Raw genomic sequence first — 26,620 nt, 5'->3', positions numbered from 1 at the left:
AACAGTCGCTATGATTATTTCATAGCGACTGTTTTATAAATTTATTAATTTTTCTCTCTAAGTAAATCTCTAATTTCAGTTAATAATACAGTGTTTTCTTCGACTTCTTCCTCTTCTTCTTCTTTTTTCATAATAGTGTTAGCTATTTTTACGAAGATGAAAAGTGCAAAAGCAACGATTATAAAATCAATTATTGATTGTATGAAAAGACCATACTTTATTCCCCAGAAAGACCAATCTTTAGCAAAATCAACTGAACCGAAAATTTTACCAATCAATGGCATAATGATGAATTGAACTAATGATGTAACGATTTTATTAAAAGCTGCACCCATTACTACAGCAACAGCTAAATCCAATACATTTCCTTTAAGAGCAAAGTCTTTAAATTCTTTTAACATATACTTAATTCCTTTCTAATTAAAATATAAAATCAATTATACAACATATAAATATTTTAGCAAATACTATATTTAAGTAAATTTGATTATGAAAAAGACGTTTGTTATCCTAAAGAGGTGCATTAGTAAAATTAAATTTTTTAAGATAAAAAAAGAATTTTTTAATTTTACTACTTTGAAAATTTAATATTCGGATGAAGGGAGTAATTAATTATGAATTCTTCTTCTCATGAGAAGAAAAACAAGAAGTTTTCATCGGTGTTTATCTATAGTTCAATCATTGTTGCGATTGTAGTAATCATTGGTGCCATCTGGCCTGAAAAGTTCGACTACATTACCAACAATGCTAAAATGTGGATTACTGATAAACTTGGATGGTATTACTTAATTTTAACTACTATTATTGTTTTCTTCTGTATCTTCCTAATTTTTAGTCCAATTGGGAAACTTAAACTAGGTAAACCTAATGACAAACCAGAATTTAATACTATTTCTTGGTTTGCAATGTTATTTAGTGCAGGTATGGGTATTGGATTAGTATTCTATGGTGCAGCAGAGCCAATGGCTGACTTTGCCGCTCCACCTACAGCAGATCCTAAAACTACTGCAGCTTATACAGAAGCTCTGAGATCTACATTCTTCCATTGGGGATTCCATGCTTGGGCTATTTATGGTGTAGTAGCATTAGCGCTTGCTTATGCACAATTCCGTAAAGGTGAGCCAGGTTTAATTTCAAGAACATTAAGACCTATTTTAGGTAATAAAGTTGAGGGACCAATAGGAACTTTAATTGATGTTCTTTCAGTATTTGCTACATTAGTAGGTGTAGCAGTTTCATTAGGTATGGGAGCCTTACAAATCAATGGTGGTTTAAACTACTTATTTAATGTACCTAACAATACATTAGTTCAAGGGATTATTATCGTAATTGTTACAATCTTGTTCATTGCAAGCGCATGGTCAGGTCTAAGTAAAGGTATTCAATATTTAAGTAACTTAAACATCAGCTTAGGTGCTATTTTAATGATTATCACTTTAATCATTGGACCTACAGTATTAATTTTAAATATGATGACTAGTTCAACTGGTAGTTTATTAAATACCTTCTTATTTAACAGTCTTGACACAGCAGCTCTTAATGGTCAAAAACGAGATTGGATGTCAACTTGGACATTATATTATTGGGGCTGGTGGTTAAGTTGGAGCCCATTCGTAGGTGTATTCATCGCCCGCGTTTCAAAAGGTCGTTCAATTCGTGAATTCATTTCAGGTGTTTTACTTGTACCAGCACTTGTAAGTTTCGTTTGGTTTAGTGTATTTGGTGTGCTTGGTATTGAAACAGGTAAAAAACATCCTGAATTATTCAAAATGTCACCTGAAACGCAATTATTCGGGGTATTCCATCATATACCTATGGGTATAGTATTATCAATTATTGCATTATTATTAATTGCATCATTCTTTATAACTTCTGCGGACTCAGCAACTTTCGTATTAGGTATGCAAACAACATTTGGTTCACTTAACCCTAGTATCATGGTTAAAGTGACATGGGGTGTTGCTCAAGCACTTATTGCATTTGTTCTATTATTAGCAGGTGGCGGCGATGGTTCTAAAGCCTTAAACGCTATTCAAAGTGCTGCAATCATTAGTGCCTTCCCATTCTCATTTGTTGTTATAATGATGATGATTAGTTTCTATAAAGATGCGAACCAAGAACGTAAATTCTTAGGATTGACGTTAACTCCAAATAAACATCGTTTACAAGATTATGTGAAATATCAACAAGAAGATTATGAATCAGATATTCTTGAAAAAAGAGAATCTAGAAGAAAAAAAGAAATAGAAGAATAATTCGTAATTAACTATTGAGCCTATAAGTGTGAATTGACTTTCATGCTTATAGGTTTTTTTATTAATAAATTTAATTGGGATTGATAACCATTCTCAATTAATAATATTTACTTATTGCACCATTGGCTAATGATAACTTTTTCTTATAAAACCTGATTAAAAATGCGAAATGAAAATAAAGCGTTTTCTAATGGTACACAGTTGTTTTGATAAACATATAATAATACAATTTAATTAACGGCATATAAATATATAGAAATATCAAGGGGGATAACAAATGGCTTCTAATATTAAAGAACAAGCAAAGAAACAATTCCAATTAAATGGCCAATCATACACTTACTATGATTTGAAGACATTAGAAGAACAAGGTTTAACTAAAATTTCTAAATTACCTTACTCAATTCGTGTTTTACTAGAGTCTGTATTACGACAAGAAGATGATTTTGTAATTACTGATGATCACATTAAAGCTTTAAGTGAATTTGGTAAAGAAGGTAATGAAGGTGAAGTACCATTCAAACCTTCACGAGTAATTCTACAAGACTTCACAGGTGTACCTGCAGTCGTAGACTTAGCATCATTACGTAAAGCAATGAATGATGTTGGTGGAGATATCAATAAAATCAACCCTGAAGTGCCAGTTGATTTAGTCATTGACCACTCAGTTCAAGTAGATAGCTATGCGAATCCTGATGCATTAGAACGAAATATGAAATTAGAATTCGAACGTAACTATGAACGTTATCAATTCTTAAACTGGGCTACTAAAGCTTTTGACAACTATAACGCTGTACCTCCAGCAACTGGTATCGTACACCAAGTTAACTTAGAGTATTTAGCAAATGTTGTCCATGTGCGTGACGTTGATGGTGAACAAACTGCTTTCCCAGATACATTAGTAGGTACTGACTCTCACACTACAATGATTAACGGTATTGGTGTATTAGGCTGGGGTGTTGGTGGTATTGAAGCTGAAGCTGGAATGTTAGGTCAACCATCTTATTTCCCAATTCCAGAAGTTATCGGTGTTCGTTTAACTAACTCATTACCTCAAGGTTCTACAGCAACTGACTTAGCTTTACGTGTTACTGAAGAATTACGTAAAAAAGGTGTTGTTGGTAAATTCGTAGAATTCTTTGGTCCAGGTGTTCAACACTTACCTTTAGCTGACCGTGCTACAATTGCGAATATGGCTCCAGAATATGGTGCAACTTGTGGTTTCTTCCCTGTGGATGAAGAATCACTTAAATACATGAAATTAACTGGACGTAAAGATGATCATATTGCGCTTGTAAAAGAATACTTACAACAAAATAATATGTTCTTCGACGTTGAAAAAGAAGATCCAGAATATACTGATGTTATTGACTTAGATTTATCTACAGTTGAAGCTTCATTATCTGGTCCTAAACGTCCTCAAGACTTAATTTTCTTAAGCGATATGAAAGATGAATTCGAAAAATCAGTTACAGCACCAGCTGGTAACCAAGGCCATGGTCTTGATAAGAGCGAATTTGATAAAAAAGCTGAAATTAAGTTTAATGACGGCTCTACATCAACTATGAAAACTGGTGACATTGCTATCGCTGCGATTACATCTTGTACTAATACTTCTAACCCTTACGTTATGTTAGGTGCAGGTTTAGTTGCTAAGAAAGCAGTTGAAAAAGGACTTAAAGTTCCTGAATTTGTTAAAACTTCATTAGCTCCAGGTTCTAAAGTTGTTACAGGTTATTTAAGAGATTCTGGATTACAAGAATACTTAGATGACTTAGGATTCAACTTAGTAGGTTACGGTTGTACAACTTGTATCGGTAACTCTGGTCCATTATTACCTGAAATTGAAAAAGCGGTTGCTGACGAAGATTTATTAGTTACTTCAGTTTTATCTGGTAACCGTAACTTTGAAGGTCGTATTCATCCATTAGTTAAAGCTAACTACCTAGCTTCACCACAATTAGTTGTTGCTTATGCATTAGCTGGTACTGTGGATATCGATTTACAAAATGAACCAATTGGAAAAGGTAAAGATGGTGAAGATGTATATCTTCAAGATATCTGGCCTTCAATTAAAGAAGTTTCAGACACTGTTGATAGTGTTGTTACACCAGAACTATTCTTAGAAGAATATAAAAATGTATACAATAACAATGAAATGTGGAATGAAATCGACGTTACTGATGAACCTTTATATGACTTCGATCCAAACTCAACATATATCCAAAACCCAACATTCTTCCAAGGTTTATCTAAAGAACCTGGAACAATTGAACCACTTAAAGGTTTACGCGTAATGGGTAAATTTGGAGATTCAGTAACTACTGACCATATTTCTCCAGCAGGTGCTATTGGTAAAGATACGCCAGCAGGTAAATACTTATTAGATCATAATGTCCCAATCCGTGACTTTAACTCTTATGGTTCACGTCGTGGTAACCATGAAGTAATGGTACGTGGTACATTTGCTAATATCCGTATTAAAAACCAATTAGCTCCAGGAACTGAAGGTGGTTTCACGACTTATTGGCCAACTGAAGAAATTATGCCAATCTATGATGCTGCTATGAAATATAAAGAAGATGGCACAGGATTAGCTGTTTTAGCTGGTAATGACTATGGTATGGGATCATCACGTGACTGGGCAGCAAAAGGAACAAACTTATTAGGAGTTAAAACTGTTATTGCTCAAAGTTATGAACGTATCCACCGTTCTAACTTAGTAATGATGGGTGTATTACCATTACAATTCCAGCAGGGTGATTCAGCAGAGTCATTAGGTTTAGATGGTAAAGAAGAAATCTCAGTTGAAATTTCTGAAGATGTAAAACCACACGATTTAGTTAAAGTTAAAGCTAAAAAAGAAAGTGGTGAAGTTGTAGAATTTGAAGCAATTGTACGTTTCGACTCATTAGTTGAACTAGATTACTATCGTCATGGTGGTATCTTACAAATGGTATTAAGAAATAAATTAGCTCAATAATCTCCTAAGACTTAATAGCTTTAAAGATTTCTTAAGTTAAACAATTGCCGTGCTAACACTTGTGTTGGCACGGCTTCTTTGTGTTATCCTTAAATTGTAAATAGAAATGATGAGTTGAAAGAAGGACAAATGCTTATGATTTATAGTTTGACGGAAATAGAAGCAAGATATCAGGAAACAGATAAAATGGGAGTTATTTATCACGGTAACTACGCTACATGGTTTGAAGTTGCGCGTACTGATTACATAAGAAAACTTGGATTTAGTTATGCAGATATGGAAAAAACGGGTATCATATCACCTGTAACTGACTTAAATATTCAATATAAAAAATCAATCTTTTATCCAGAAAAAGTGACCATCAAAACTTGGGTTGAAAAATATTCAAGATTGCGTTCTTTATATTGCTATGAGGTTTATAATGAAAAGGGTGAATTAGCTACAACTGGTTCAACGGAATTAATATGTATGAAAGATGATAACTTTAGACCTATACGTTTAGATCGTTACTTCCCAGATTGGCATGCTACTTATAGTAGAGTTGCAGAACTTAATAAAGAAGGTAAAGAATTTGAAGTGACAGCTGGCATCAACAATCTATAAATTATACTAAAATTCCCGCTTCTGACTCAGTCAAAAGCGGGGAATTTTATTTTTTAGTATAAGAGATTTCATCTTCATGATCGACTACATCTACTAATATTACATCATCTTTGAAGTACCATAAATCCTTTTCCGCTACGACAACATTTAAACCATCATAGCTTTGTTCAAAACCTATTTCTATATCATCTCTTCTATCTACACTAAAAGCAGGGCTAAATCCTTGCTTAAGCTGAAATTCGCCACCATATCTTACATAAAATTGAAGTACTTTATTATCTTCGGGTAAATCTAGTTCGTCTTTGAACCATTCAACTGCCTCTTTAGTAAGTTCAATATCCATATTTCATACCTCCAATTTTAATTAGCACTTAATTGTTGTGATTAAGGTATACGCATTATAGCATAATTATCATAATCGCATCATTTATACGATTTTAATCTAAATAAAGTTGATATCATAAAAAAACACTAGAAGCTATTAACTTCTAGCGTGAATTAATTTTAAGTTACATCCATTTAATTTTAGGTTCTTCACCTTTGAAAATTCTAACAATGTTAGTTCTATGACGAAAGATTAGTATAATTGATACAAGTGCACTCATTCCTAATAAAATATAGTCATGAATAATGACTGAGCCAATGACACAACAGATTGCAGCAATGATACTTGATAAAGAAACATACTTAAATATCTTTAATATCCCAAAGAAGATAATTGCTAAAACGAGAAGTAATAAAGGGTTTACGCCTAATACGACACCTGCGCTTGTCGCAACAGCCTTTCCACCATTAAATTTAAGGTAAATAGGATATACATGTCCCAAAATTGCAAATAAACCTACTATTAATCCATTCGTAAAGAATGTACTGATTATGCCATCAGCGTGAACAGGGAACCATAACGGGAAAAAGACCGTTATAAATCCTTTAAAGATATCTAAAAATGTAACTATAAAACCTGCTGGCCTCCCTAAAACACGAAAGCTATTTGTTGCTCCAGTGTTGCCACTGCCATACTGTCTAATATCTTTTTTGAAAAATAATTTACCAATAACTAATCCACTTGGAAATGCGCCAATAAGATAACTTAAAACTAACATGACGACAATCATCATAAAAACTTACACATCCTTTAGTGACTTAGCTTCATTTTACCATATTCATAATCAATTAGAACATTCATAATTTAAATTATTGGAAGAAAGCAATCAAAACAACCTGATTGTATAAATGATACTTGCAATTTAAGTCAATTTATATAAGAATAACTATTGTATAGTTTTAAAAACGAACGTACGTTTGTAGGAGGGCGAAATCATTGGCAGTGAATAAACAAAATACTTACTCAGATGATTCTATTCAGGTACTTGAAGGCCTTGAAGCTGTTAGAAAAAGACCTGGGATGTATATAGGATCAACTGATAAACGAGGATTACATCATCTTGTATATGAAGTTGTCGATAACTCCGTCGATGAAGTTTTAAACGGTTATGGTGATGAAATCACTGTAACAATTAATCAAGATGACAGTATATCAATTGAAGATAATGGACGTGGTATGCCAACGGGTATTCATGCGTCTGGTAAACCAACTGTTGAAGTTATTTTCACAGTATTACACGCCGGTGGGAAATTTGGCCAAGGTGGCTATAAAACTTCTGGAGGACTTCATGGTGTTGGTGCTTCGGTCGTTAATGCATTAAGTGAATGGTTAGAAGTCGAGATACATAGAGATGGTAATATTTACACTCAAAGTTTTAAAGACGGTGGTATACCAGCTACAGGACTTAATAAAAAAGGTAAAACTAAAAAGACAGGTACTAAAGTTACATTTAAACCGGATCCTGAAATTTTCAAGGCGACAACGTCCTTTAACTTTGATGTATTAAGTGAACGTTTACAAGAGTCGGCATTCTTACTAAAGAACCTCAAGATTACGCTTAATGATTTACGTAGTGGTAAAGAACGTGAAGAAGTTTATCACTATGAAGAAGGTATTAAAGAATTTGTTAGCTATGTCAATGAAGGTAAAGAAGTACTTCATGATGTTACTACATTTTCAGGGTTAGCTAACAATATCGAAGTTGAAGTGGCTTTTCAATATAATGATCAATATTCTGAAAGTATTTTAAGTTTTGTAAATAACGTTCGTACTAAAGATGGCGGTACACATGAAGTAGGTTTTAAGACTGCTATGACACGTGTGTTTAACGATTATGCACGTAGAATCAATGAATTAAAAGATAAAGATAAAAATTTAGATGGTAATGATATACGAGAAGGGCTCACTGCAATTATTTCTGTACGTATCCCTGAAGAGTTACTACAATTTGAAGGCCAAACTAAATCTAAACTAGGGACTTCTGAAGCGAGAAGTGCTGTTGATTCAGTTGTTTCCGAAAAATTGCCTTTCTATTTAGAAGAAAAAGGCCAATTATCTAAATCTTTAGTTAAAAAAGCAATTAAAGCACAACAAGCACGTGAAGCAGCACGTAAAGCTCGTGAAGATGCACGTTCTGGTAAAAAGAATAAACATAAAGATACTTTGTTATCAGGTAAACTCACACCAGCACAAAGTAAAAACACAGATAAAAATGAATTATATCTTGTTGAGGGTGACTCAGCAGGTGGGTCTGCTAAACTAGGTCGTGATCGCAAATTCCAAGCAATCTTGCCGCTTCGAGGTAAAGTAATTAATACTGAAAAAGCACGTCTAGAAGATATCTTCAAAAATGAGGAAATCAACACAATTATTCATACTATTGGTGCAGGTGTTGGTAATGACTTCAAAATTGAGGATAGCAATTATAATCGCGTGATTATTATGACCGATGCCGATACTGATGGTGCGCATATTCAAGTACTGTTATTAACTTTCTTCTTTAAATACATGAAACCATTAGTACAAGCGGGTCGTGTATTTATCGCATTACCTCCTCTCTATAAGTTAGAAAAAGGTAAAGGTAAAACTAAGAAAGTAGAATATGCATGGACTGATGATGAATTAGAAAAATTACAAAAGCAACTTGGCAAAGGATTTACGTTACAACGTTATAAAGGTTTAGGTGAGATGAACCCTGAACAATTATGGGAGACAACAATGAATCCTGAGACTCGTACATTAATTCGTGTTCAAGTCGAAGATGAAGTACGTTCATCTAAACGTGTAACAACCCTCATGGGTGACAAAGTTGCACCACGTCGTGAATGGATCGAAAGCCATGTTGAATTTGGTATGCAAGAAGATCAAAGCATATTAGATAATAAAGAAGTTCAAGTTCTTGAAAACGAAGAATATATTGAGGAGGAAACGAATTGAGTGAGATAATTCAAGATTTATCCCTTGAAGATGTTATCGGTGACCGCTTCGGACGTTATAGTAAGTACATCATTCAAGAACGTGCATTACCAGATGTACGTGACGGATTAAAACCAGTACAACGAAGAATTTTATTCGCTATGTATTCAAGTGGTAATACATTTGATAAGAATTTCCGTAAAAGTGCTAAAACAGTCGGTGACGTTATTGGACAATATCATCCTCATGGTGATTCTTCAGTATATGATGCTATGGTACGTCTAAGTCAAGATTGGAAACTTCGACATGTATTAATCGAAATGCATGGTAATAATGGTAGTATTGATAATGATCCGCCAGCTGCGATGCGTTATACAGAGGCTAAGTTAAGTCAATTATCTGAAGAATTATTAAGAGATATTAATAAGGAAACAGTAGCCTTTATACCGAACTATGATGATACTACTCTAGAGCCAATGGTATTACCTTCAAGATTTCCTAATCTTTTAGTAAATGGGTCTACAGGTATATCTTCAGGATATGCGACTGATATTCCACCACATAACTTAGCAGAAGTTATTCAAGCTACCTTAAAATATATCGATAATCCTGACATTACAGTAAATCAGTTAATGAAACATATTAAAGGACCTGATTTTCCTACTGGTGGGATTATTCAAGGTATAGATGGCATTAAGAAAGCATATGAATCTGGTAAAGGTAAAATAGTCGTACGTTCAAGAGTGGATGAAGAAGAATTAAGAAGCGGCCGTAAGCAACTTATCATTACTGAAATACCATATGAAGTTAACAAAAGTAGTTTAGTTAAACGTATAGATGAATTACGTGCTGACAAAAAAGTTGATGGCATCGTAGAAGTACGTGATGAAACAGATAGAACTGGTTTACGTATCGCAATCGAACTAAAAAAAGACGTTAATAGTGAATCAATTAAGAATTATTTATACAAAAACTCTGATCTTCAAATTTCTTATAATTTTAATATGGTTGCTATCAGCGATGGTCGACCTAAATTAATGGGATTACGTGAAATTATAGAAAGCTATTTAAATCATCAAATTGAAGTCGTAACTAATAGAACGCGTTATGATTTAGATCATGCGGAAAAACGCATGCATATCGTTGAAGGTTTAATGAAGGCATTATCTATCTTAGATGAAGTTATTGCTTTAATTCGTAATTCAAAGAATAAAAAAGATGCGAAAGACAACTTAGTTGCTGAATTTGATTTTACTGAAGCACAAGCTGAAGCTATCGTAATGTTACAACTGTATAGATTAACAAATACAGATATTGTAGCCTTAGAAGATGAGCATGCTGAATTAGAGGCTTTAATTAAAGAATTAAGAAATATTTTAGATGATCACGATGCATTGTTAAGTGTGATAAAAGATGAATTAAATGAAATTAAGAAAAAGTTTAAAGTTGATCGCTTATCAACAATCGAAGCTGAAATTTCTGAAATAAAAATAGATAAAGAAGTCATGGTTCCTAGTGAGGAAGTTATTTTAAGTGTTTCTCATCATGGTTATATCAAACGTACATCTACACGTAGTTTCAATGCAAGTGGTGTTACTGAAATAGGCTTAAAAGATGGAGACCGTTTATTAAAATATCAAGAAGTGAATACTCAAGATACTGTACTAGTCTTCACTAATAAAGGACGCTACCTATTTATTCCGGTACATAAGTTAGCAGATATACGTTGGAAGGAACTTGGTCAACATGTTTCACAAATTGTTCCTATTGATGAAGATGAACAAGTGGTTGATGTTTATAATGAAAAAGACTTTAATAATAATGCATTCTATGTCATGGCTACTAAAAATGGCATGATTAAGAAAAGTAGTGTTCCTCAATTTAAAACTACAAGATTTAATAAGCCGCTTGTAGGTATGAAAGTGAAAGACCATGATGAGATTGTTAATGTAATACGATTAGAATCTGATCAATTAGTAACAGTACTTACACATAAAGGTATGTCACTTACTTACTCAACTGATGAGTTATCTGATACTGGTTTAAGAGCGGCAGGGATTAAATCCATTAACCTTAAAGATGAAGATCATGTTGTAATGACAGAAAGTGTTTCTGACTCTGATTCTATCTTAATGATCACACAACGTGGTGCTATTAAACGTATCAGTTATAAAGTATTACAAGTCGCTAAACGTGCTCAACGTGGTATCACTTTATTGAAAGAACTTAAGAAAAACCCACATCGTATTGTTGATGCAGCAGTGGTTAAAGAAGGGCAACAAACTTATACGATTTTCTCTAACAGTAATGAAGAGTCCGGTAATATTAATGAAGTCCATCTATCAGAACAATACACTAATGGCTCATTTATTATTGATGTCGAGGACTTTGGTCAAGTGGTAAGCATGACCTTAGAGTAAATTAAGTATATGCAACCATAGCATTAAATGATAAAATAAAGTTTAATAATATTAACTAAAGTAAGCACAAGGGATTTATGTCTATTTAAAAGAATCAGAATAGGACTTAATTATTTAAATTAGTATATTTATTAAGTTTTTAGATTCTTAATGGGAACATAAATCTCTTGATGCGTTAAAGAGAATAAATTTATTAAGATGAGAGGGATTCAATTTGCAAGATTTCGATAATTTGATTCCTGGCTGGTTTAAATCTTTTGTTCAGGTCGGGAATGATTTGATTTGGTCGCAATATCTAATTGGACTTTTATTAACTGCAGGCTTTTTCTTTACTATAAGTTCTAAATTTGTTCAATTAAGAATGCTACCTGAAATGTTTAGAGCACTCACTGAGAAACCTGAAACTCTAAGTAGTGGTAAAAAAGGTATTTCACCTTTCCAAGCATTTGCTATTAGTGCTGGTTCACGTGTAGGTACTGGTAATATTGCAGGCGTAGCTACAGCTATTGTATTAGGTGGACCTGGTGCAGTTTTCTGGATGTGGATTATAGCTTTTATTGGTGCAGCCAGTGCATTTATGGAAGCAACACTAGCGCAAGTATATAAAGTGCATGATAAAGAAGGTGGTTTCCGTGGGGGACCAGCGTATTATATTACAAAAGGTCTTAACCAAAAATGGTTAGGTATCGTATTCGCAACATTAATTACAATCACATTTGCATTTGTATTTAATACAGTTCAATCCAATACTATTGCGGAATCACTTCATACACAATACCATGTTAGTCCAGTTATTACTGGTATTATATTAGCTGTAATTACTGCAATAATTATTTTTGGTGGTGTAAGAAGCATTGCAACATTATCATCACTTATAGTACCTATTATGGCAATCATATACATAGGAATGGTTTTAGTTATCTTGTTACTGAATATAGATCAAATTGTTCCAATGATTGGTACTATCATTAAAAGTGCTTTCGGATTACAACAAGTAACTGGTGGGGCTGTTGGTGCAGCTATACTACAAGGTATCAAACGCGGATTATTCTCAAATGAAGCAGGTATGGGTTCTGCACCAAATGCTGCCGCTACTGCTGCTGTCCCACATCCTGTTAAACAAGGTTTAATCCAATCTTTAGGAGTATTCTTTGACACTATGTTAGTTTGTACAGCAACAGCTATCATGATTCTTCTATACTCTGGATTAAAATTTGGCGAAAGTGCACCTCAAGGTGTAGCAGTAACTCAATCAGCTTTAAATGAACATTTAGGTTCAGCAGGTGGTATTTTCTTAACAGTGGCTATAACTTTATTTGCTTTTTCATCAGTTGTAGGTAACTATTATTACGGACAATCAAATATTGAGTTCTTATCTAAAAACAAAGCAATTTTATTTGTATTTAGATGTTTAGTAGTTGTGTTAGTATTCATCGGAGCAGTTGCTAAAACTGAAACAGTATGGAGTACTGCAGACTTATTTATGGGTCTAATGGCCATAGTTAATATTATTTCTATTATAGGATTGTCTAATATCGCGTTCGCTGTTATGAAAGATTATCAACAGCAGCGTAAAGAAGGTAAAAAACCTGTATTTAAACCTGAAAATCTTGAAATTAATTTATTTGGTATTGAATCTTGGGGATCTCAAGCTAAAATACCACGTAATGATAAATAATATAGTTAGAGTAACGACTTGATGCATGATTGCCTCTCAAGTCGTTTTTTTTAATCATATGATTGATAATTGTTAGTACAAAAGTAATTATCAGCGCTTTAATAAGTTGCTTTCCATTTTCAAAAAATAGCATTATAATCTTACTAATGATAAGAGAAAGGTGATTATAATGGGGAATTACGAGATAACGAAAACACTAAATAACAACGTCCTCATATGTAAAAGTAATAACCATGAAGTTGTGCTAATTGGCAAGGGTATTGGTTTTAATAAAAAAGTTGGAATGATGCTTGATGAGAATGCTTCAATTGAAAAGCTATATAAATTAGAACAGCAACAGCAGAAAGAACATTATAAAACGTTGGTCGAGATGGGGGAAGACCATGTTGTCCAAGCTGTTATCGAATCAGTAAATATTATTTCTGGGGCCTCGATTCGAACTGATGATAAAAATTTAGTTGTTGCACTTACAGATCATATTATCTTTGCATATAAAAGACTTAAACAAAATCAAGTTATTTCAAATCCATTTGCAATAGAGACGCAGCATCTATACAGTGACGCATATCAAATTGCTAAGCGAGTCATTGATAAACTGAATTCCACGTTAGATGTGCATTTCCCTGAAGATGAAATCGGATTTATAGCCTTACATATTGCTTCTAATTCTAAAGATTTATCGATACATGATATATCAGTTATTAATAAATTAATTAACAAAAGTATGGCGATTATCGAATCTGATCTCAATCATGAAATTGATAAAACGACAACGCAATACCAACGTTTTATTAGACATATACAATTTTTAATTTATAGGTTAACCAAAGGGGAGAATGTGGATGCACAAGAAAACTTTATCTTAATGGTTAAAAATCTTTATCCACAATGTTTTAATACGGCTTATAAAATTTTAAAAATGATACAACGTCAGTTTGAAGTTATTATCAATGAGTCAGAAATTGTATATCTTGCGATACATATACATCATTTTGAAGCTCAAATTAAAATCGAATAATACGTTAAGTTTATTATTGGATTGAGTTGGGATAAAAATGATTAACTTCATTCATTTTGTGTTATCATAAATATTGTATTTTTGAATATTTTGTTTATGAGTCTAAATTATTTTAAATCATAATTTAATTTGATTTATGAATGTGAGGTATGGTGATTTAATGTCAAACGAAAATAAATCTAGTGAAAAGAAAAAACATATATTTAGTTTTTCTGAAACAAGATTTATGAGATTCTTAGGTGGCAATGATCTTATCTATGGTTTAGTTGCATTGGTTTTATTAGGAATTGTAATCTTTATTTTCGATAAAGTTTCCTATGTATTTGAACCATTTATTATTGTATTTAATACAATTGCTGCACCTATCATTGTCTCATTAATCTTATTCTATCTTTTTAATCCATTAGTGAACTTAATGGAGCGATATCGTATTCCAAGATTATTAGGTATTACAATTATTTATGTAGCTATTGTGGGAATCATTACATTAATTGTTAACTTACTTATTCCTATCATTGGTTCACAAATTGAAGGGTTTATTAAAAATTCCCCACACTATTTAAATAAAATTACTCAATCAGTTGAGAAGATAACTACTAACTCCTTCTTATCTAGTTATATGAGTCAAGTTAATGATTGGTTAGAATCAGCACAGAAAAAGATTCCTTCGATGTTATCAGAGTACTTTGATGGATTTGGACCTAAGCTTGCGTCATTCGCTGAGGCTGTTTCAAACGTTGGTGTTGTCATAGTAACGACGCCATTCATCTTATTCTTTATGCTAAAAGATGGTCATCGTTTCAAAGATTATTCAACAAAAATTATGCCACCTAAATTTAGAAAGGATTTTCATGATTTACTTGAAAAAATGAGCGTTCAAGTAGGTTCTTACATTCAAGGTCAAATCATTGTTTCTTTCTGTATAGGTGTATTACTATTAATTGGATATTCAATTATTGGTCTTAAATATCCATTAGTGTTAGCTAGTATCGCAGCAGTAACAAGTGTTGTTCCTTACTTAGGGCCAACGATTGCGATTTCACCAGCTATCGTGATTGCCATCATTACATCACCATGGATGTTACTTAAATTAGTTATTGTTTGGACACTCGTTCAATTCTTTGAAGGACACTTTATCTCTCCAAACGTAATGGGTAAAACACTTAAAATACATCCATTAACAATTATCTTTATCTTGTTATGTGCAGGTAATTTAATGAATGTCGTGGGTGTAATCATTGGTATCCCATTATATGCTGTACTAAAAGTATTGGTATCTCATCTATTCTTATTATTTAAACGAAGATATAATCGTTATTATGGTGAAGATGCCGGAGATTATAGTATTAAACAAGAAGAAGAAATGGCAAATTAATATTTTTAAAAATCCCCTATAATTATAGGGGGTTTTTCATATGAACTTTATTATTTTAATTTGATATCAGATAAATAACTCTAATTTTGTCGTGCATTTCTGATTAAAGAAAGCTATCGCTATTTATCTAAGTCAGAGAAAAGATATCAGCATTACAATAATGTTAGGTATTTATCTATCAATTTATATTCTATAAAACCTTTCTTTATGATATATTTTTGTCATGTAATAGATTTAAATTAGAATTGAAGTGAAAAAATGACGCAAGAAGTGAAAAGTAAATTATTATCTATCTTAAAATTTATCTTCGCCACAGCGTTATTTATTTTTGTCATCTTCACGTTGTATCGTGAATTAGCTCATATTAATTTTAAAGATACTTTGATGCAATTTGGCAAAATAAATCGATTGTGGCTAGTTTTATTATTTGCAGGTGGAGGCGCATCTCTCATCCTCTTATCGCTATATGATATTATTTTAGTGAAATCATTAAAGCTTAATATGTCGGTGACTAAAGTATTAAGAGTGAGTTATATTATCAATGCGCTTAATGCTATCGTAGGTTTTAGTGGCTTTATCGGCGCAGGAGTTAGAGCCTTCGTTTATAAAAATTATACAGATGATATTAAGAAACTTGTACACTATATTTCGATTATATTAATTTCAATGCTCACTGGACTGAGTCTCTTATCCATATTAGTTGTTCTACACGTTTTCAACGCATCTCATATGTTGGATAAAATCACATGGGTACGCTGGATTTTATATGTTGTAGCACTATTTTTACCTGTATTTATCATTTATACGATCGCTAAACCAGCGGATAAGTCTAATCGTTTTATGGGTGTATATTGTACACTTGTATCTTGTATTGAGTGGATGGCGGCAGCTACTGTGTTATACTTTGCTGCACTTATCGTAGGTATCCATGTGTCATTTATGACGTTTATTGGTATTTTCGTGATTGCGGCGTTATCAGGCTTAGTGAGTTTTATTCCTGGTGGATTTGGTGCCTTTGATTTAGTAGTTTTACTAGGACTTAAATCTTTAGATGTTTCAGAAGAAAGAATATTACTAGCATTACTTCTTTATCGATTTGCTTATTACTTTGTTCCAGTAATTATTGCACTCATTTTATCTACCTTTGAGTTTGGTACAACTGCTAAAAAATATCTTGAAGGTTCGAAATATTATGTTCCTGCCAAAGACTTTACGTCATTCTTAATGTCTTATCAAAAAGACATTTTAGCTAAAATACCTTCATTTTCACTCGCAATTTTAATATTTTTAACAAGCATTATTTTCTTCATTAATAATTTAACGATTGTTTATGATGGGTTATACGATGGAAACCACTTTGCTTATTATTTAACTTTATCTATCCATACGAGTGCTTGTTTATTATTAATTTTAAATGTGAGAGGTATTTTTAAACAGAGGCGTCGTGCGATTATCTATGCGATGCTTTCTATTATTTTAATTGCAGGAGCTACAATTTATACTTACGCATCTTTCTTATTATTAACTTGGCTTGTAGTCATGTTTGTTTTATTAGTTTTAGCTTACCGTCGTGCTCAAGTGCTCAAGCGTCCTTTCCGATTTAGAAAATTAGTTCTCATGCTGATACTTAGTGTGATTGTCTTATATCTAAATCATATTTTAATTGCTGAAACTTTATATGCATTAGATATTTATCACATTGAAGTAGATACATCATTATTGAGATATTACTTCTGGGTTACTATTCTAATCGTGATAATAATAGTTGGCCTTATTGCATGGTTGTTTGATTACAAATTTGACCGTCCACATCAAACAACAGATTTATCAGTATGTGAAGCCATTATTCATGAATATGGTGGCAATTACTTAAGTCATCTTGTTTATAGTGGCGATAAGGATTGTTTTATTCATGAAAATGAAAAAGCATTCCTCATGTATCGTTATAAATCTAATGCATTAGTTGTATTAGGAGATCCTATAGGAGATGCAAATACGTTTGAATCATTGTTAGAATCATTTTATCAATACGCAGAATATAGAGGATATGACATTATTTTCTATCAAGTTAGTGATAATTATATGCCTCTTTATCATCATTTTGGGAATCAATTTTTCAAACTGGGTGAGGAAGCAATCATTGATTTAACATCATTCACAACTTCAGGTAAAAAACGTCGTGGCTTTAGAGCGACATTAAATAAATTTGATGATTTAAATATTTCTTTTGAAATTATTGAACCACCATTCTCACAAGATTTCTTTAATGAACTCAAATATGTGAGTGATAGATGGTTAGATGGTAGAAATGAAATGCATTTCTCTGTAGGTCAATTCACACAACCATATCTTTCTAAAGCGCCTATAGGTGTAATGAGAGATGAACATGGTAAGATGATTGCATTCTGTAGTTTAATGCCTACGCATTTTAATGATGCTATATCTGTCGATTTAATTCGATGGTTGCCAGAACTTGATTTACCTCTGATGGATGGACTTTATTTACACATGTTATTATGGGGTCAGGAAAAGGGATATAAAGCCTTTAACATGGGAATGGCTACACTCTCTAATGTAGGCACATTACATTACTCTTATTTAAGAGAGCGTTTAGCAGGGCGAGTCTTTGAACATTTTAATGGATTATATCGTTTCCAAGGTTTAAGACGTTATAAAGAAAAGTATAGCCCTAACTGGGAACCAAGATTTTTAGTTTATCGTAAAGATAGTTCTCTATGGGAAAGTATGTTGAAAGTGATGAGAGTCATTCAACATAAATAAAAATAATAGCGATAGTACTGAAAGTAAAGACTCAGTACTATCGCTATTTTTCTATCCATTATTTATAATAATTTGCTCTATCTTGTTGTTCTTTAGCATATCGTTCGGGATTCTTTTTATAGAAATCTTGATGATAGTCTTCAGCTTCGTAGAAAGTTGAAGCGGGTAAGATTTTCGTAGCTATTGCTTTATCTGCATTTAAACTATCTTGAAGTGCTTCGATATATGATTCGGCAGATTTCTTTTGGTCTTCATTAGTGTAAAAAATAGCTGTTTGATATTGGGAACCTCTATCTTGAAATTGTCCATTTTCATCCAGTGGGTCAATTACTGAAAAAAATATTTCCAATAGTTTATGATATGAAAAGAGTGCCACATCGTATTCAATTTTTACTGTTTCATAATAACCAGTGGTACCACTTTTAACTTCTTCGTACGTTGGATTCTCCGTTTGTCCACCCATATAACCAGAAGTTACTTTTTCGATACCATCAAATGTATCGAAGGGTTTGGTCATACACCAGAAACAACCACCAGCAAAGTATGCCGTATTAATATTCATTTATGACATCCTTTCATTGGACCGTAGTACCATTTATTTAAAAAACTCTTGCAATTTGAATACTTTTTCTATAACGTTAATACATATTAATTATAGTATATAGATATGTAATTTTGAAGATATAAGGTAGGTAAATATGACAGAACAGAAGGATAATAGAGAAACAGAGTATCGACGTCACACTGGCACAACATCGACACCTTCTAGGCGACGAAATAAAAAAGGACTACGCAAATTACCTTTTATCATTTTAATCATTCTCATCATTCTTATTACAATAATTGTTTATATCACTCATCAGTATAATAGTGGTATGAAGTATGCAAAAGAGCACGCTAAAGATGTAAAGATGCATAAATTTAATGGAGCCGTTAAAAATGATGGTAAAATATCTGTATTAGTTCTTGGAGCAGATAAAGCTCAAAGCGGTAAATCTCGCACGGACTCAATTATGGTTGTACAATACGACTATGTTAATAAAAAAATGAAAATGATGTCTGTTATGAGAGATATTTACGCAGATATTCCTGGTTATGATAAATATAAAATTAATGCAGCATACACGCTTGGTGGACCTGAGTTATTAAGAAAATCGCTTAATAAAAATTTAGGTATAAATCCTGAATATTATGCGGTTGTAGATTTTACTGGATTTGAGAAAATGGTTGACGAACTTGAACCTAATGGTGTTCCTATAGACGTAGAGAAGGATATGTCTGAAAATATAGGCGTTTCATTGAAAAAAGGTCATCACAGATTAAATGGTAAAGAGCTATTAGGTTATGCGAGATTCCGTCATGATGCTGAAGGAGATTTCGGGCGTGTTCGCCGTCAACAACAAGTTATGCAAACTTTAAAACAAGAGTTAGTGAATTTTAATACTGTTGCAAAACTTCCAAAAGTTGCAGGTATTTTAAGAGGTTATGTTAATACTGATATGCCTAATTCAGCTATTTTCCAAACTGGATTAAGCTTTGGTATTCGTGGTGATAAAGATGTTAAATCATTAACTGTCCCTGTTAAAAACACGTATCAAGATATAAATACTAATAATGATGGTAGCGCGCTTCAAATTAATAAAGAAAAAAATAAAAAAGCGATTCAAGACTTTTTTGATGAATAAAATTTAGACGATGAGAAAATAAAATATGTGATAAAATAATTGAATCCCTGAGATGTTAGCATTTATGATTATTTGCTTTCATTTCAGGGATTTTGCGTTTTATTGATCTGACTTTCTTACTCCACCAACTGCGTAGTGACTCTTTTTCATTTCTTCGATTACGACGTGGATGGCCTCTTTGTTTGCTCCAGTAGTTTTTTCTACTGCATGCGTAACTTCACTAACTAAATCCTTTAATTGCTCATCTGTGCGTCCTTCTAATAACTTTACATTCACGATTGGCATAATATGCATCCTCCTTAATTAAATAGAAATGTCTTCTTTAGTATATCACGAAATTCATGGTAGAGATTTAAATAAAATAGAACATTCGTTCTTGTTTGTATTGAATAAGAACGTGTGTTCGTATATAATATATTTTGTAAGGGAGGCATAGTTATGTATGACTATAATCTATTAGAGGATAGAGATGTATTATGCATTGATCAGAAGAGCTTTTTTGCGAGTGTTTCATGTATGGAAAAGGGCTTAGATCCTTTAGAAACCAAGCTAGCAGTAGTAGCTGATACGAAAAGACAGGGGTCAGTAGTGTTAGCTGCTACACCAAAATTGAAAGAAATAGGTATAAAAACTGGATCTAGACTTTTTGAAATACCACATCGAAATGATATTTATATTATTAATCCAAGTATGAGAAAGTATTTAAATGTTTCTGTTGCTATTTCAAAAATTGCATTACGTTACGTGCCACCTGAAGACTTACATCAATATAGTATTGACGAATTTTTTATGGATGTTACTGATAGCTATCATAGATTTAGTTCTACAGTTTATGCGTTTTGCGAACGATTAAAAAAAGAAATATTAGAAGAAACAGGTATTCATTGTACTGTTGGTATAGGATCTAATATGTTATTGAGCAAAATAGCAATGGATATAGAAGCAAAACATACAGAAGATGGAATTGCAGAATGGCGATATCAAGATGTGCCTAACAAGTTATGGCCTATTCAACCATTAAGAGATTTCTGGGGTATTAATAAACGCACTGAAGCGAAATTAAATAAGCGAGGAATATTTACAATTGGGGATTTAGCCCAATATCCGTATCGCTATTTAAAAAGAGATTTTGGTATTTTAGGTGTAGATATGCATTTACATGCTAACGGTATTGATCAAAGTAAAGTAAGAGAAAAATATAAAGTAACAAATCCTTCAATATGTAAAAGCCAAATTTTGATGAGAGATTATCGATTTGAGGAATCAAAAGTAGTCATGCAAGAACTCATTGAAGATGTAGCAAGTAGATTAAGAGCACAGAAAAAATTAGCACGTACGATACATTTTTCCTTTGGTTATGCTGATGATGGCGGTGTACATAAGCAGTACACGCTAGAAGATCCTACAAATTTAGAAAGAGATATTTTTAAAGTGATTAATTATTTTGCGAATCGATTATGTGATAAAAATGCGTTGTATAGGACGCTAAGTGTATCTTTAACACAGTTTGTAGATGAACAAGATCGTCAGTTAAATTTATTTATTGATGAGTATGAGCGTAAGCGAGATGAAAAACTAGCTAAAACAATTGACCATTTACACTTAAAATATGGCAGAGGTATCGTTTCTAAAGCGACATCTTATACTGAAGCAGGGACTAAGCATGGTCGATTAGGACTTATGGCTGGTCACAAAATGTAGATGATTAACGTTAAAAATTCAGAGATAATCCCCTAAAGCGGTGAACGACATGTTATTTGTCACACTTTAGGGGATTTAAATTATTCAATATAAGTATCGAAGTTCTTTAAAGCTTTGATACCACGTTCTCGATCTTCAGGGTTTTTGAAGCTTATTTGTAATGCACCATAAATATCTTCACGTACTTCTAAAATTTTAAGGTTTCTTATAGAAATATTATGTAAACATAAGATATGTGTAACTTTACTTATCATACCCGGTTTATCCGGAATATCTACATATAGATCATACGCCACAGAGAGTGCTCCTCGTTGTTTAGCGGGGAGATGATCTCGATAGTTTTTAGCTTTAGCAAAGAAATCGTAAATGTTTTCGTCATTGTGAGAATGTATCATATTTTCAATGGTTGTAATTTGATTTTTCAGCTCACTTAATAAAGACAAAATATGTGTTTGATTATTTAAAATGATATCTTTCCACATTTGAGCATTACTACTAGCAATTCGAGTGATATCTCTGAAGCCTCCAGCAGCCAATTTTTCTACTAATGCGTGCTTATCAACATGAGTGGCACTTAAGTGCACTAAACTAGATGCAATAATATGAGGTACATGACTGACTATACCAGTTACAAAATCATGTTCATCTGCACTTGTTGTAATAAACTTAGCTAAAGTATGTTTAAATAAGTTTTGTAAATAATCAGCTGCTTCTTGATTTTCTTTTTCATTAAATACGAGAATGTAATAGGCATTTTCGAATAAATGTTTTTTAGAGTTTAATACTCCAGATTTGTGGCTACCTGCCATAGGATGACCGCCAACTAAATGAATATTACTGTCCAATAATTGCTTTTCAAAAGTTTGAATTGTAGATTTAGTACTTCCAGTATCGGTTACTATCAAATGAGGCTTAGTATTATAATTAGGTAGCTTTGATAGATACTTAATAGTTTGTTCAACAGGCGTAGCATAAACAATCACATCAGCTTGTTCAATTGCCGTTTTATAATCAGCTATTTTTTTATAAATTATACCAATGGACAACGCTTTATCTAGCTGAGTTTCGTTAGCATCAAAAGCCATAATTGTTATATCTGAATTATAATATTTTAAATTACTAGCTAAACTACCACCAATAAGACCAAGACCAACAAATAATATGTGTTGCATTAACAATCACCTTATTTCGAAATATTCAGAATAGTATCATTGTAAATGAGAGAAGAGAAGTAAGCAATACTCTAAATAATTATTCATAATTGTTAGAGTATGAGGAAGATTTAGTTTAAAATAAAAGTAATTTAAGTTGTAAAAGGGGGATAATATGACTGGAATTTTAGAAACTATAAAAACGTTAACTGAAATTAGCAGTCCATCTGGTAATGCTGATGAAGCGATTAATTATGTTAAAAACTATGTTGAAGAACTAGGTTATCCTACAGTAGTTACTAATAAAGGCGGACTCCTTATTACAGTTGATGGTATAAATAAAAACGAAAAGCGTTGTATAACTGCACACGTGGATACATTGGGAGCAATGGTTAAAGAGATTAAAGAAAATGGTAGATTAGCGTTAGATTTAATAGGTGGATTTCACTTTAATGCTATAGAGGGAGAGTATTGTGAAATTCAAACTCAAAATGGTCAATTGTTCTCAGGAACTATTTGTCTACATGAAACAAGTGTCCATGTTTACAAAGATAATCACAATATTCCAAGAGATCAAGAACATATGGAAGTACGAATTGATGAAATAACTCATAACGCTCAAGAAACAAGAGATTTAGGCATAGAAGTGGGTGATTTTATATCATTTGATCCTAGAACAGTTATCACTCAATCAGGATTTATTAAGTCTAGACATCTAGATGATAAAGCGAGTGTCGGAATGATTCTAGAACTTTTAAAAAAACTTAAAAACGAAGGTACGGAATTACCACACTCAACACAATTTTATATTTCTAACAACGAAGAAATAGGGTATGGCGCAAATTCAAGCATTTCTGAAGATATAGTCGAATTTATAGCTTTAGATATGGGAGCGCTTGGAGATGGTCAAAATTCTGATGAGCACACTGTTTCAATTTGCGCAAAAGATGGATCTGGTCCATATCATAAAGCATTAAAAAATCATCTCGTTAACCTTTGTAAAATTAACGAGATTCCGTATAAAGTTGATATTTATCCATATTATATTTCAGATGCCTCAGCAGCTTTGAAAGCTGGTGCTGATATTCGTCATGGTTTATTCGGAGCAGGTATTGAATCTTCGCATGCGATGGAGAGAACGCATATAGATTCAATTAATGCCACTCAAGATTTACTTTATGCTTATTGTTTATCACCCATCAATGAATAAAAGTGTAAATTTATATTGACAAAGTTAACTCTAAAATGTATGATACTGAATTGTTAGAAAAGTTAGACAATTTGAACAGATAAGTAGTTATTGCAATTTGTAGCATTAAGAAAGCTAATGGTTGATGTAAATTAGCACGATGCAGTAAACGAAGTGGGCTTTCAAATCATAATTGAATAATTTAAAAGTGAACAAATAAATTTGTTAACTAAGGTGGCACCACGGTAACGCGTCCTTATTGAGAGATGAGTGTTATTGTGGTGTTTTTTTAAGCAAAATGTAGTACTTAAAGATGAGGTAGTGACAGAAAGTTAGTGGTTGATGTAAACTAACACCTACTTTAAAGAAGTTGGGTTTTGCGGAATAAAAAAATAAGTATGTAGAGTGAGTTCAGAATATTTTTAATATTCGGCTAAATAAGGTGGTACCGCGCGTCAGCGTCCTTTTTCACAAGGAGGCTGATTTTTTTAATGAAAAGGAGAATAAATATGGATGTAGTTTATAAAAAGCTAAATGCGCTGATGACTCCTGAAGCTTTAGCACAATTAGGAGAAACAAAAATAATATTTGAAAGTACAAATCAAGACAAATTAAAAGGAAGGTATTCCATAGTTGTTTTAGAAGACTACGGTTCAGTTACTCTTGATGATAATCAATTGAATATTAAAACAAAAGAAGAAAGTAAAGTAGTGAATGAACACCCTTACGATTATTTAAAAATTTAGTTAATAAGTATTATGCAAGGATTGAAGATGAGCAATTAAAGCATTTACCATTTATTTCAGGTTTTATTGGAACATGTAGTTTTGATTTTGTTAGACATGAGTTTCCTAAACTTCAAGAAATTGAACTAGATAACCATAGGGATCATGACGTTAATTTTTATCTAGTAGAAGATACTTATGTTTTTGACCACTATAAAGATGAATTGTATGTGGTTTCTACAAATTTATTTTCAGATACTTCTAAATCTCAGTTGGAAGCCAAAGTTAACCAAAGAATTGATGATTTAAAGAACATCAATTTAGCTTATGAAAAAATAGAGTTGGAAATAGCTGAACGTCAAATTAAGACTAATATAAGAGAAAAAGAATTTTTACAGATAATAACAGAATTAAAAAGGAAAATAGCTGAAGGAGATATGTTCCAAGTTGTACCATCAAGAATATATTTTTATAAGCATCATTTTGCAGCTCATTTACAACAATTAAGTTTTCAACTTTATCAAAAATTAAAGAGACAAAATCCTAGTCCATATATGTATTATTTGAATAAAAGTATTCCAATAGTTGTAGGTAGTTCACCTGAAAGTTTCGTGAAAGTGAAAGATGGGCTTGTTTATACCAATCCGATAGCTGGAACTACTAAACGTGGCGCTAATAAAGATGAAGATATGAAAAATAGCCACGCTCTGCTTAATGATGAAAAAGAGAGAAGTGAACATAGCATGCTAGTAGATTTAGGGAGAAATGATATTCATAGGATTAGCAAAATAGGAACTTCCAAAATCACAAAATTAATGGAAATTGAGAAATATGAACATGTTATGCATATCGTGAGTGAAGTCGTAGGTGAATTAAAAGATAATTTATCGCCAATGAGCGTTATTGCAAGTTTATTACCTACAGGCACAGTTTCGGGAGCACCGAGGTTAAGAGCTATTCAAAGAATTTATGAAGCGTATCCCTTTAAGAGAGGGATTTATAGTGGGGGAGTTGGCTACATCAATTGTAATCATAATTTAGATTTCGCACTTGCTATACGTACTATGCTCATAGATGATAAACAAGTCAACATTGAGGCAGGTTGTGTTGTAGTTTACGATTCTATACCTGAAAAAGAACTTGAAGAAACTAAACTGAAAGCAAAGAGTTTATTGGAGGTTACTCCATGATTTTAATTATTGATAACTATGATTCTTTTACTTATAACCTTGTAGATATAGTATCAAAACGAACAGATGTTATTGTTAAATATCCCGATGATAGTGGAATTTATGAACTTAAAAATATCACAGCAGTTATTATTTCTCCAGGTCCAGGCCATCCTTTAGAAAATAATTTATTGATTGAATTAATTGAATATTTCGAAAATAAACCGATATTAGGTGTCTGCTTAGGATCACAAGCATTGACATGTTATTACGGAGGAGACGTTATACAAGGTCGAAAAATTATGCATGGTAAAGTGGATGATTTAGAAATAGTTAAACCTACACCTTTGTATAAAGGTTTAGCTAATCATTTTAAAATAATGCGATATCACTCATTAATAAGTAATCCTATAACATTTCCATCTGATCTGGAAATTACTGGTCAAACATTAGATTGTATACAGTCATTTCAACATAAATATAAAAAGCATTACGGAATACAATATCACCCTGAATCCTTTGCAACAGAACATGGAGAACAAATAATTAATAACTTTGTAAGACTAGCAATGAAAGGTAGTTAAAA

The 26,620-nt window shown here is 32.4% G+C and carries 19 protein-coding genes and 1 pseudogene; 14 read left to right on the top strand and 6 right to left on the bottom strand.

Translation table 11 applies throughout. The features are described 5' to 3' along the window. Nucleotides 1-44: 44 nt before the first annotated feature. The gene (gene mscL, locus V6C74_RS07195; RefSeq protein ID WP_002453172.1) at nt 45-401 is read right to left on the bottom strand and encodes a large conductance mechanosensitive channel protein MscL; all 357 of its coding nucleotides are present in this window, start codon (nt 399-401) and stop codon (nt 45-47) included. Between the two features lie 213 nt (nt 402-614). Between mscL and V6C74_RS07190 the strand changes: the two genes are divergently transcribed. The 3 genes from V6C74_RS07190 to V6C74_RS07180 all read left to right on the top strand — a co-directional run bounded on the left by V6C74_RS07190 (nt 615) and on the right by V6C74_RS07180 (nt 5,841). Further along, on the top strand, nt 615-2,255 hold the full coding sequence (locus V6C74_RS07190) for a BCCT family transporter (RefSeq protein WP_002453173.1): 1,641 nt from the start codon (nt 615-617) through the stop codon (nt 2,253-2,255). Nucleotides 2,256-2,532: 277 nt separating this feature from the next. Continuing rightward, entirely contained in the window at nt 2,533-5,238 is a 2,706-nt protein-coding gene (gene acnA / locus V6C74_RS07185; RefSeq protein ID WP_002453174.1) for an aconitate hydratase AcnA, read from the top strand. A gap of 135 nt (nt 5,239-5,373) precedes the next feature. After that, complete coding sequence (locus V6C74_RS07180; protein ID WP_002453175.1) at nt 5,374-5,841, top strand: thioesterase family protein; 468 nt, start codon at nt 5,374-5,376, stop codon at nt 5,839-5,841. A 46-nt stretch (nt 5,842-5,887) separates the two neighbouring features. Here the strand turns inward: V6C74_RS07180 and V6C74_RS07175 are convergent, their stop codons facing one another. Then, nucleotides 5,888-6,184 carry a HesB/YadR/YfhF family protein gene (locus V6C74_RS07175; RefSeq protein WP_016898137.1) on the bottom strand — a complete coding sequence of 99 codons (297 nt, stop codon included), beginning with the start codon at nt 6,182-6,184 and terminating at the stop codon, nt 5,888-5,890. Nucleotides 6,185-6,350: 166 nt separating this feature from the next. Beyond that, a complete protein-coding gene (gene plsY, locus V6C74_RS07170; RefSeq protein ID WP_002453177.1) occupies nt 6,351-6,959 on the bottom strand; it encodes a glycerol-3-phosphate 1-O-acyltransferase PlsY in 609 nt (202 codons plus the stop codon). Between the two features lie 209 nt (nt 6,960-7,168). Between plsY and parE the strand changes: the two genes are divergently transcribed. From parE to mprF, 6 genes are all read left to right on the top strand, one after another. Beyond that, on the top strand, nt 7,169-9,163 hold the full coding sequence (gene parE / locus V6C74_RS07165; RefSeq protein WP_002453178.1) for a DNA topoisomerase IV subunit B: 1,995 nt from the start codon (nt 7,169-7,171) through the stop codon (nt 9,161-9,163). Then, complete coding sequence (gene parC / locus V6C74_RS07160; protein WP_002453179.1) at nt 9,160-11,562, top strand: DNA topoisomerase IV subunit A; 2,403 nt, start codon at nt 9,160-9,162, stop codon at nt 11,560-11,562. Before parE ends, parC begins: the two co-directional genes overlap by 4 nt. 214 nt (nt 11,563-11,776) lie before the next feature. Further along, a complete protein-coding gene (locus V6C74_RS07155) occupies nt 11,777-13,240 on the top strand; it encodes a sodium:alanine symporter family protein (protein ID WP_016898139.1) in 1,464 nt (487 codons plus the stop codon). Between the two features lie 169 nt (nt 13,241-13,409). Beyond that, a complete protein-coding gene (locus V6C74_RS07150) occupies nt 13,410-14,258 on the top strand; it encodes a PRD domain-containing protein (RefSeq protein ID WP_016898140.1) in 849 nt (282 codons plus the stop codon). Nucleotides 14,259-14,418: 160 nt separating this feature from the next. Next, nucleotides 14,419-15,633, top strand: coding sequence for an AI-2E family transporter (locus V6C74_RS07145; RefSeq protein WP_002453182.1), 1,215 nt, complete (start codon nt 14,419-14,421; stop codon nt 15,631-15,633). A 258-nt stretch (nt 15,634-15,891) separates the two neighbouring features. Further along, complete coding sequence (gene mprF / locus V6C74_RS07140; RefSeq protein ID WP_002453183.1) at nt 15,892-18,414, top strand: bifunctional lysylphosphatidylglycerol flippase/synthetase MprF; 2,523 nt, start codon at nt 15,892-15,894, stop codon at nt 18,412-18,414. Nucleotides 18,415-18,472: 58 nt separating this feature from the next. Here the strand turns inward: mprF and msrA are convergent, their stop codons facing one another. Then, entirely contained in the window at nt 18,473-18,976 is a 504-nt protein-coding gene (gene msrA, locus V6C74_RS07135) for a peptide-methionine (S)-S-oxide reductase MsrA (protein WP_016898141.1), read from the bottom strand. 136 nt (nt 18,977-19,112) lie between these two features. Here msrA and V6C74_RS07130 point away from each other — a divergent pair, with 136 nt between their 5' ends. Then, entirely contained in the window at nt 19,113-20,099 is a 987-nt protein-coding gene (locus V6C74_RS07130) for an LCP family protein (protein ID WP_103175546.1), read from the top strand. Between the two features lie 99 nt (nt 20,100-20,198). Here the strand turns inward: V6C74_RS07130 and V6C74_RS07125 are convergent, their stop codons facing one another. Then, entirely contained in the window at nt 20,199-20,384 is a 186-nt protein-coding gene (locus tag V6C74_RS07125; protein WP_002453186.1) for a 2-hydroxymuconate tautomerase, read from the bottom strand. 153 nt (nt 20,385-20,537) lie between these two features. Between V6C74_RS07125 and V6C74_RS07120 the strand changes: the two genes are divergently transcribed. Next, nucleotides 20,538-21,800, top strand: coding sequence for a Y-family DNA polymerase (locus tag V6C74_RS07120; protein ID WP_002453187.1), 1,263 nt, complete (start codon nt 20,538-20,540; stop codon nt 21,798-21,800). A gap of 80 nt (nt 21,801-21,880) precedes the next feature. On the opposite strand, the gene V6C74_RS07115 is transcribed toward V6C74_RS07120, so the two are convergent. Then, a complete protein-coding gene (locus tag V6C74_RS07115; protein ID WP_002453188.1) occupies nt 21,881-22,972 on the bottom strand; it encodes a prephenate dehydrogenase in 1,092 nt (363 codons plus the stop codon). A 154-nt stretch (nt 22,973-23,126) separates the two neighbouring features. On the opposite strand from V6C74_RS07115, the gene V6C74_RS07110 reads away from it, so the two are divergent. The 3 genes and pseudogenes from V6C74_RS07110 (at nt 23,127) to V6C74_RS07100 (ending at nt 26,618) form a co-directional block, all read left to right on the top strand. Further along, entirely contained in the window at nt 23,127-24,161 is a 1,035-nt protein-coding gene (locus V6C74_RS07110) for a M42 family metallopeptidase (RefSeq protein WP_016898143.1), read from the top strand. Nucleotides 24,162-24,649: 488 nt separating this feature from the next. Beyond that, nucleotides 24,650-26,055: pseudogene (locus tag V6C74_RS07105) on the top strand (anthranilate synthase component I). After that, nucleotides 26,052-26,618: an aminodeoxychorismate/anthranilate synthase component II gene (locus V6C74_RS07100; RefSeq protein ID WP_016898144.1), complete on the top strand. Its 567-nt coding sequence runs from the start codon at nt 26,052-26,054 to the stop codon at nt 26,616-26,618. The pseudogene V6C74_RS07105 and the gene V6C74_RS07100 overlap by 4 nt, the downstream one beginning before the upstream one ends. Nucleotides 26,619-26,620 lie beyond the last annotated feature (2 nt).

The sequence above is a fragment of the Staphylococcus capitis subsp. capitis genome, from assembly GCF_040739495.1.
Lineage (GTDB): Bacteria > Bacillota > Bacilli > Staphylococcales > Staphylococcaceae > Staphylococcus > Staphylococcus capitis.
Note: the sequence above shows the minus strand (reverse complement) of the source record. Positions and strands in the feature narration are given on the sequence as shown.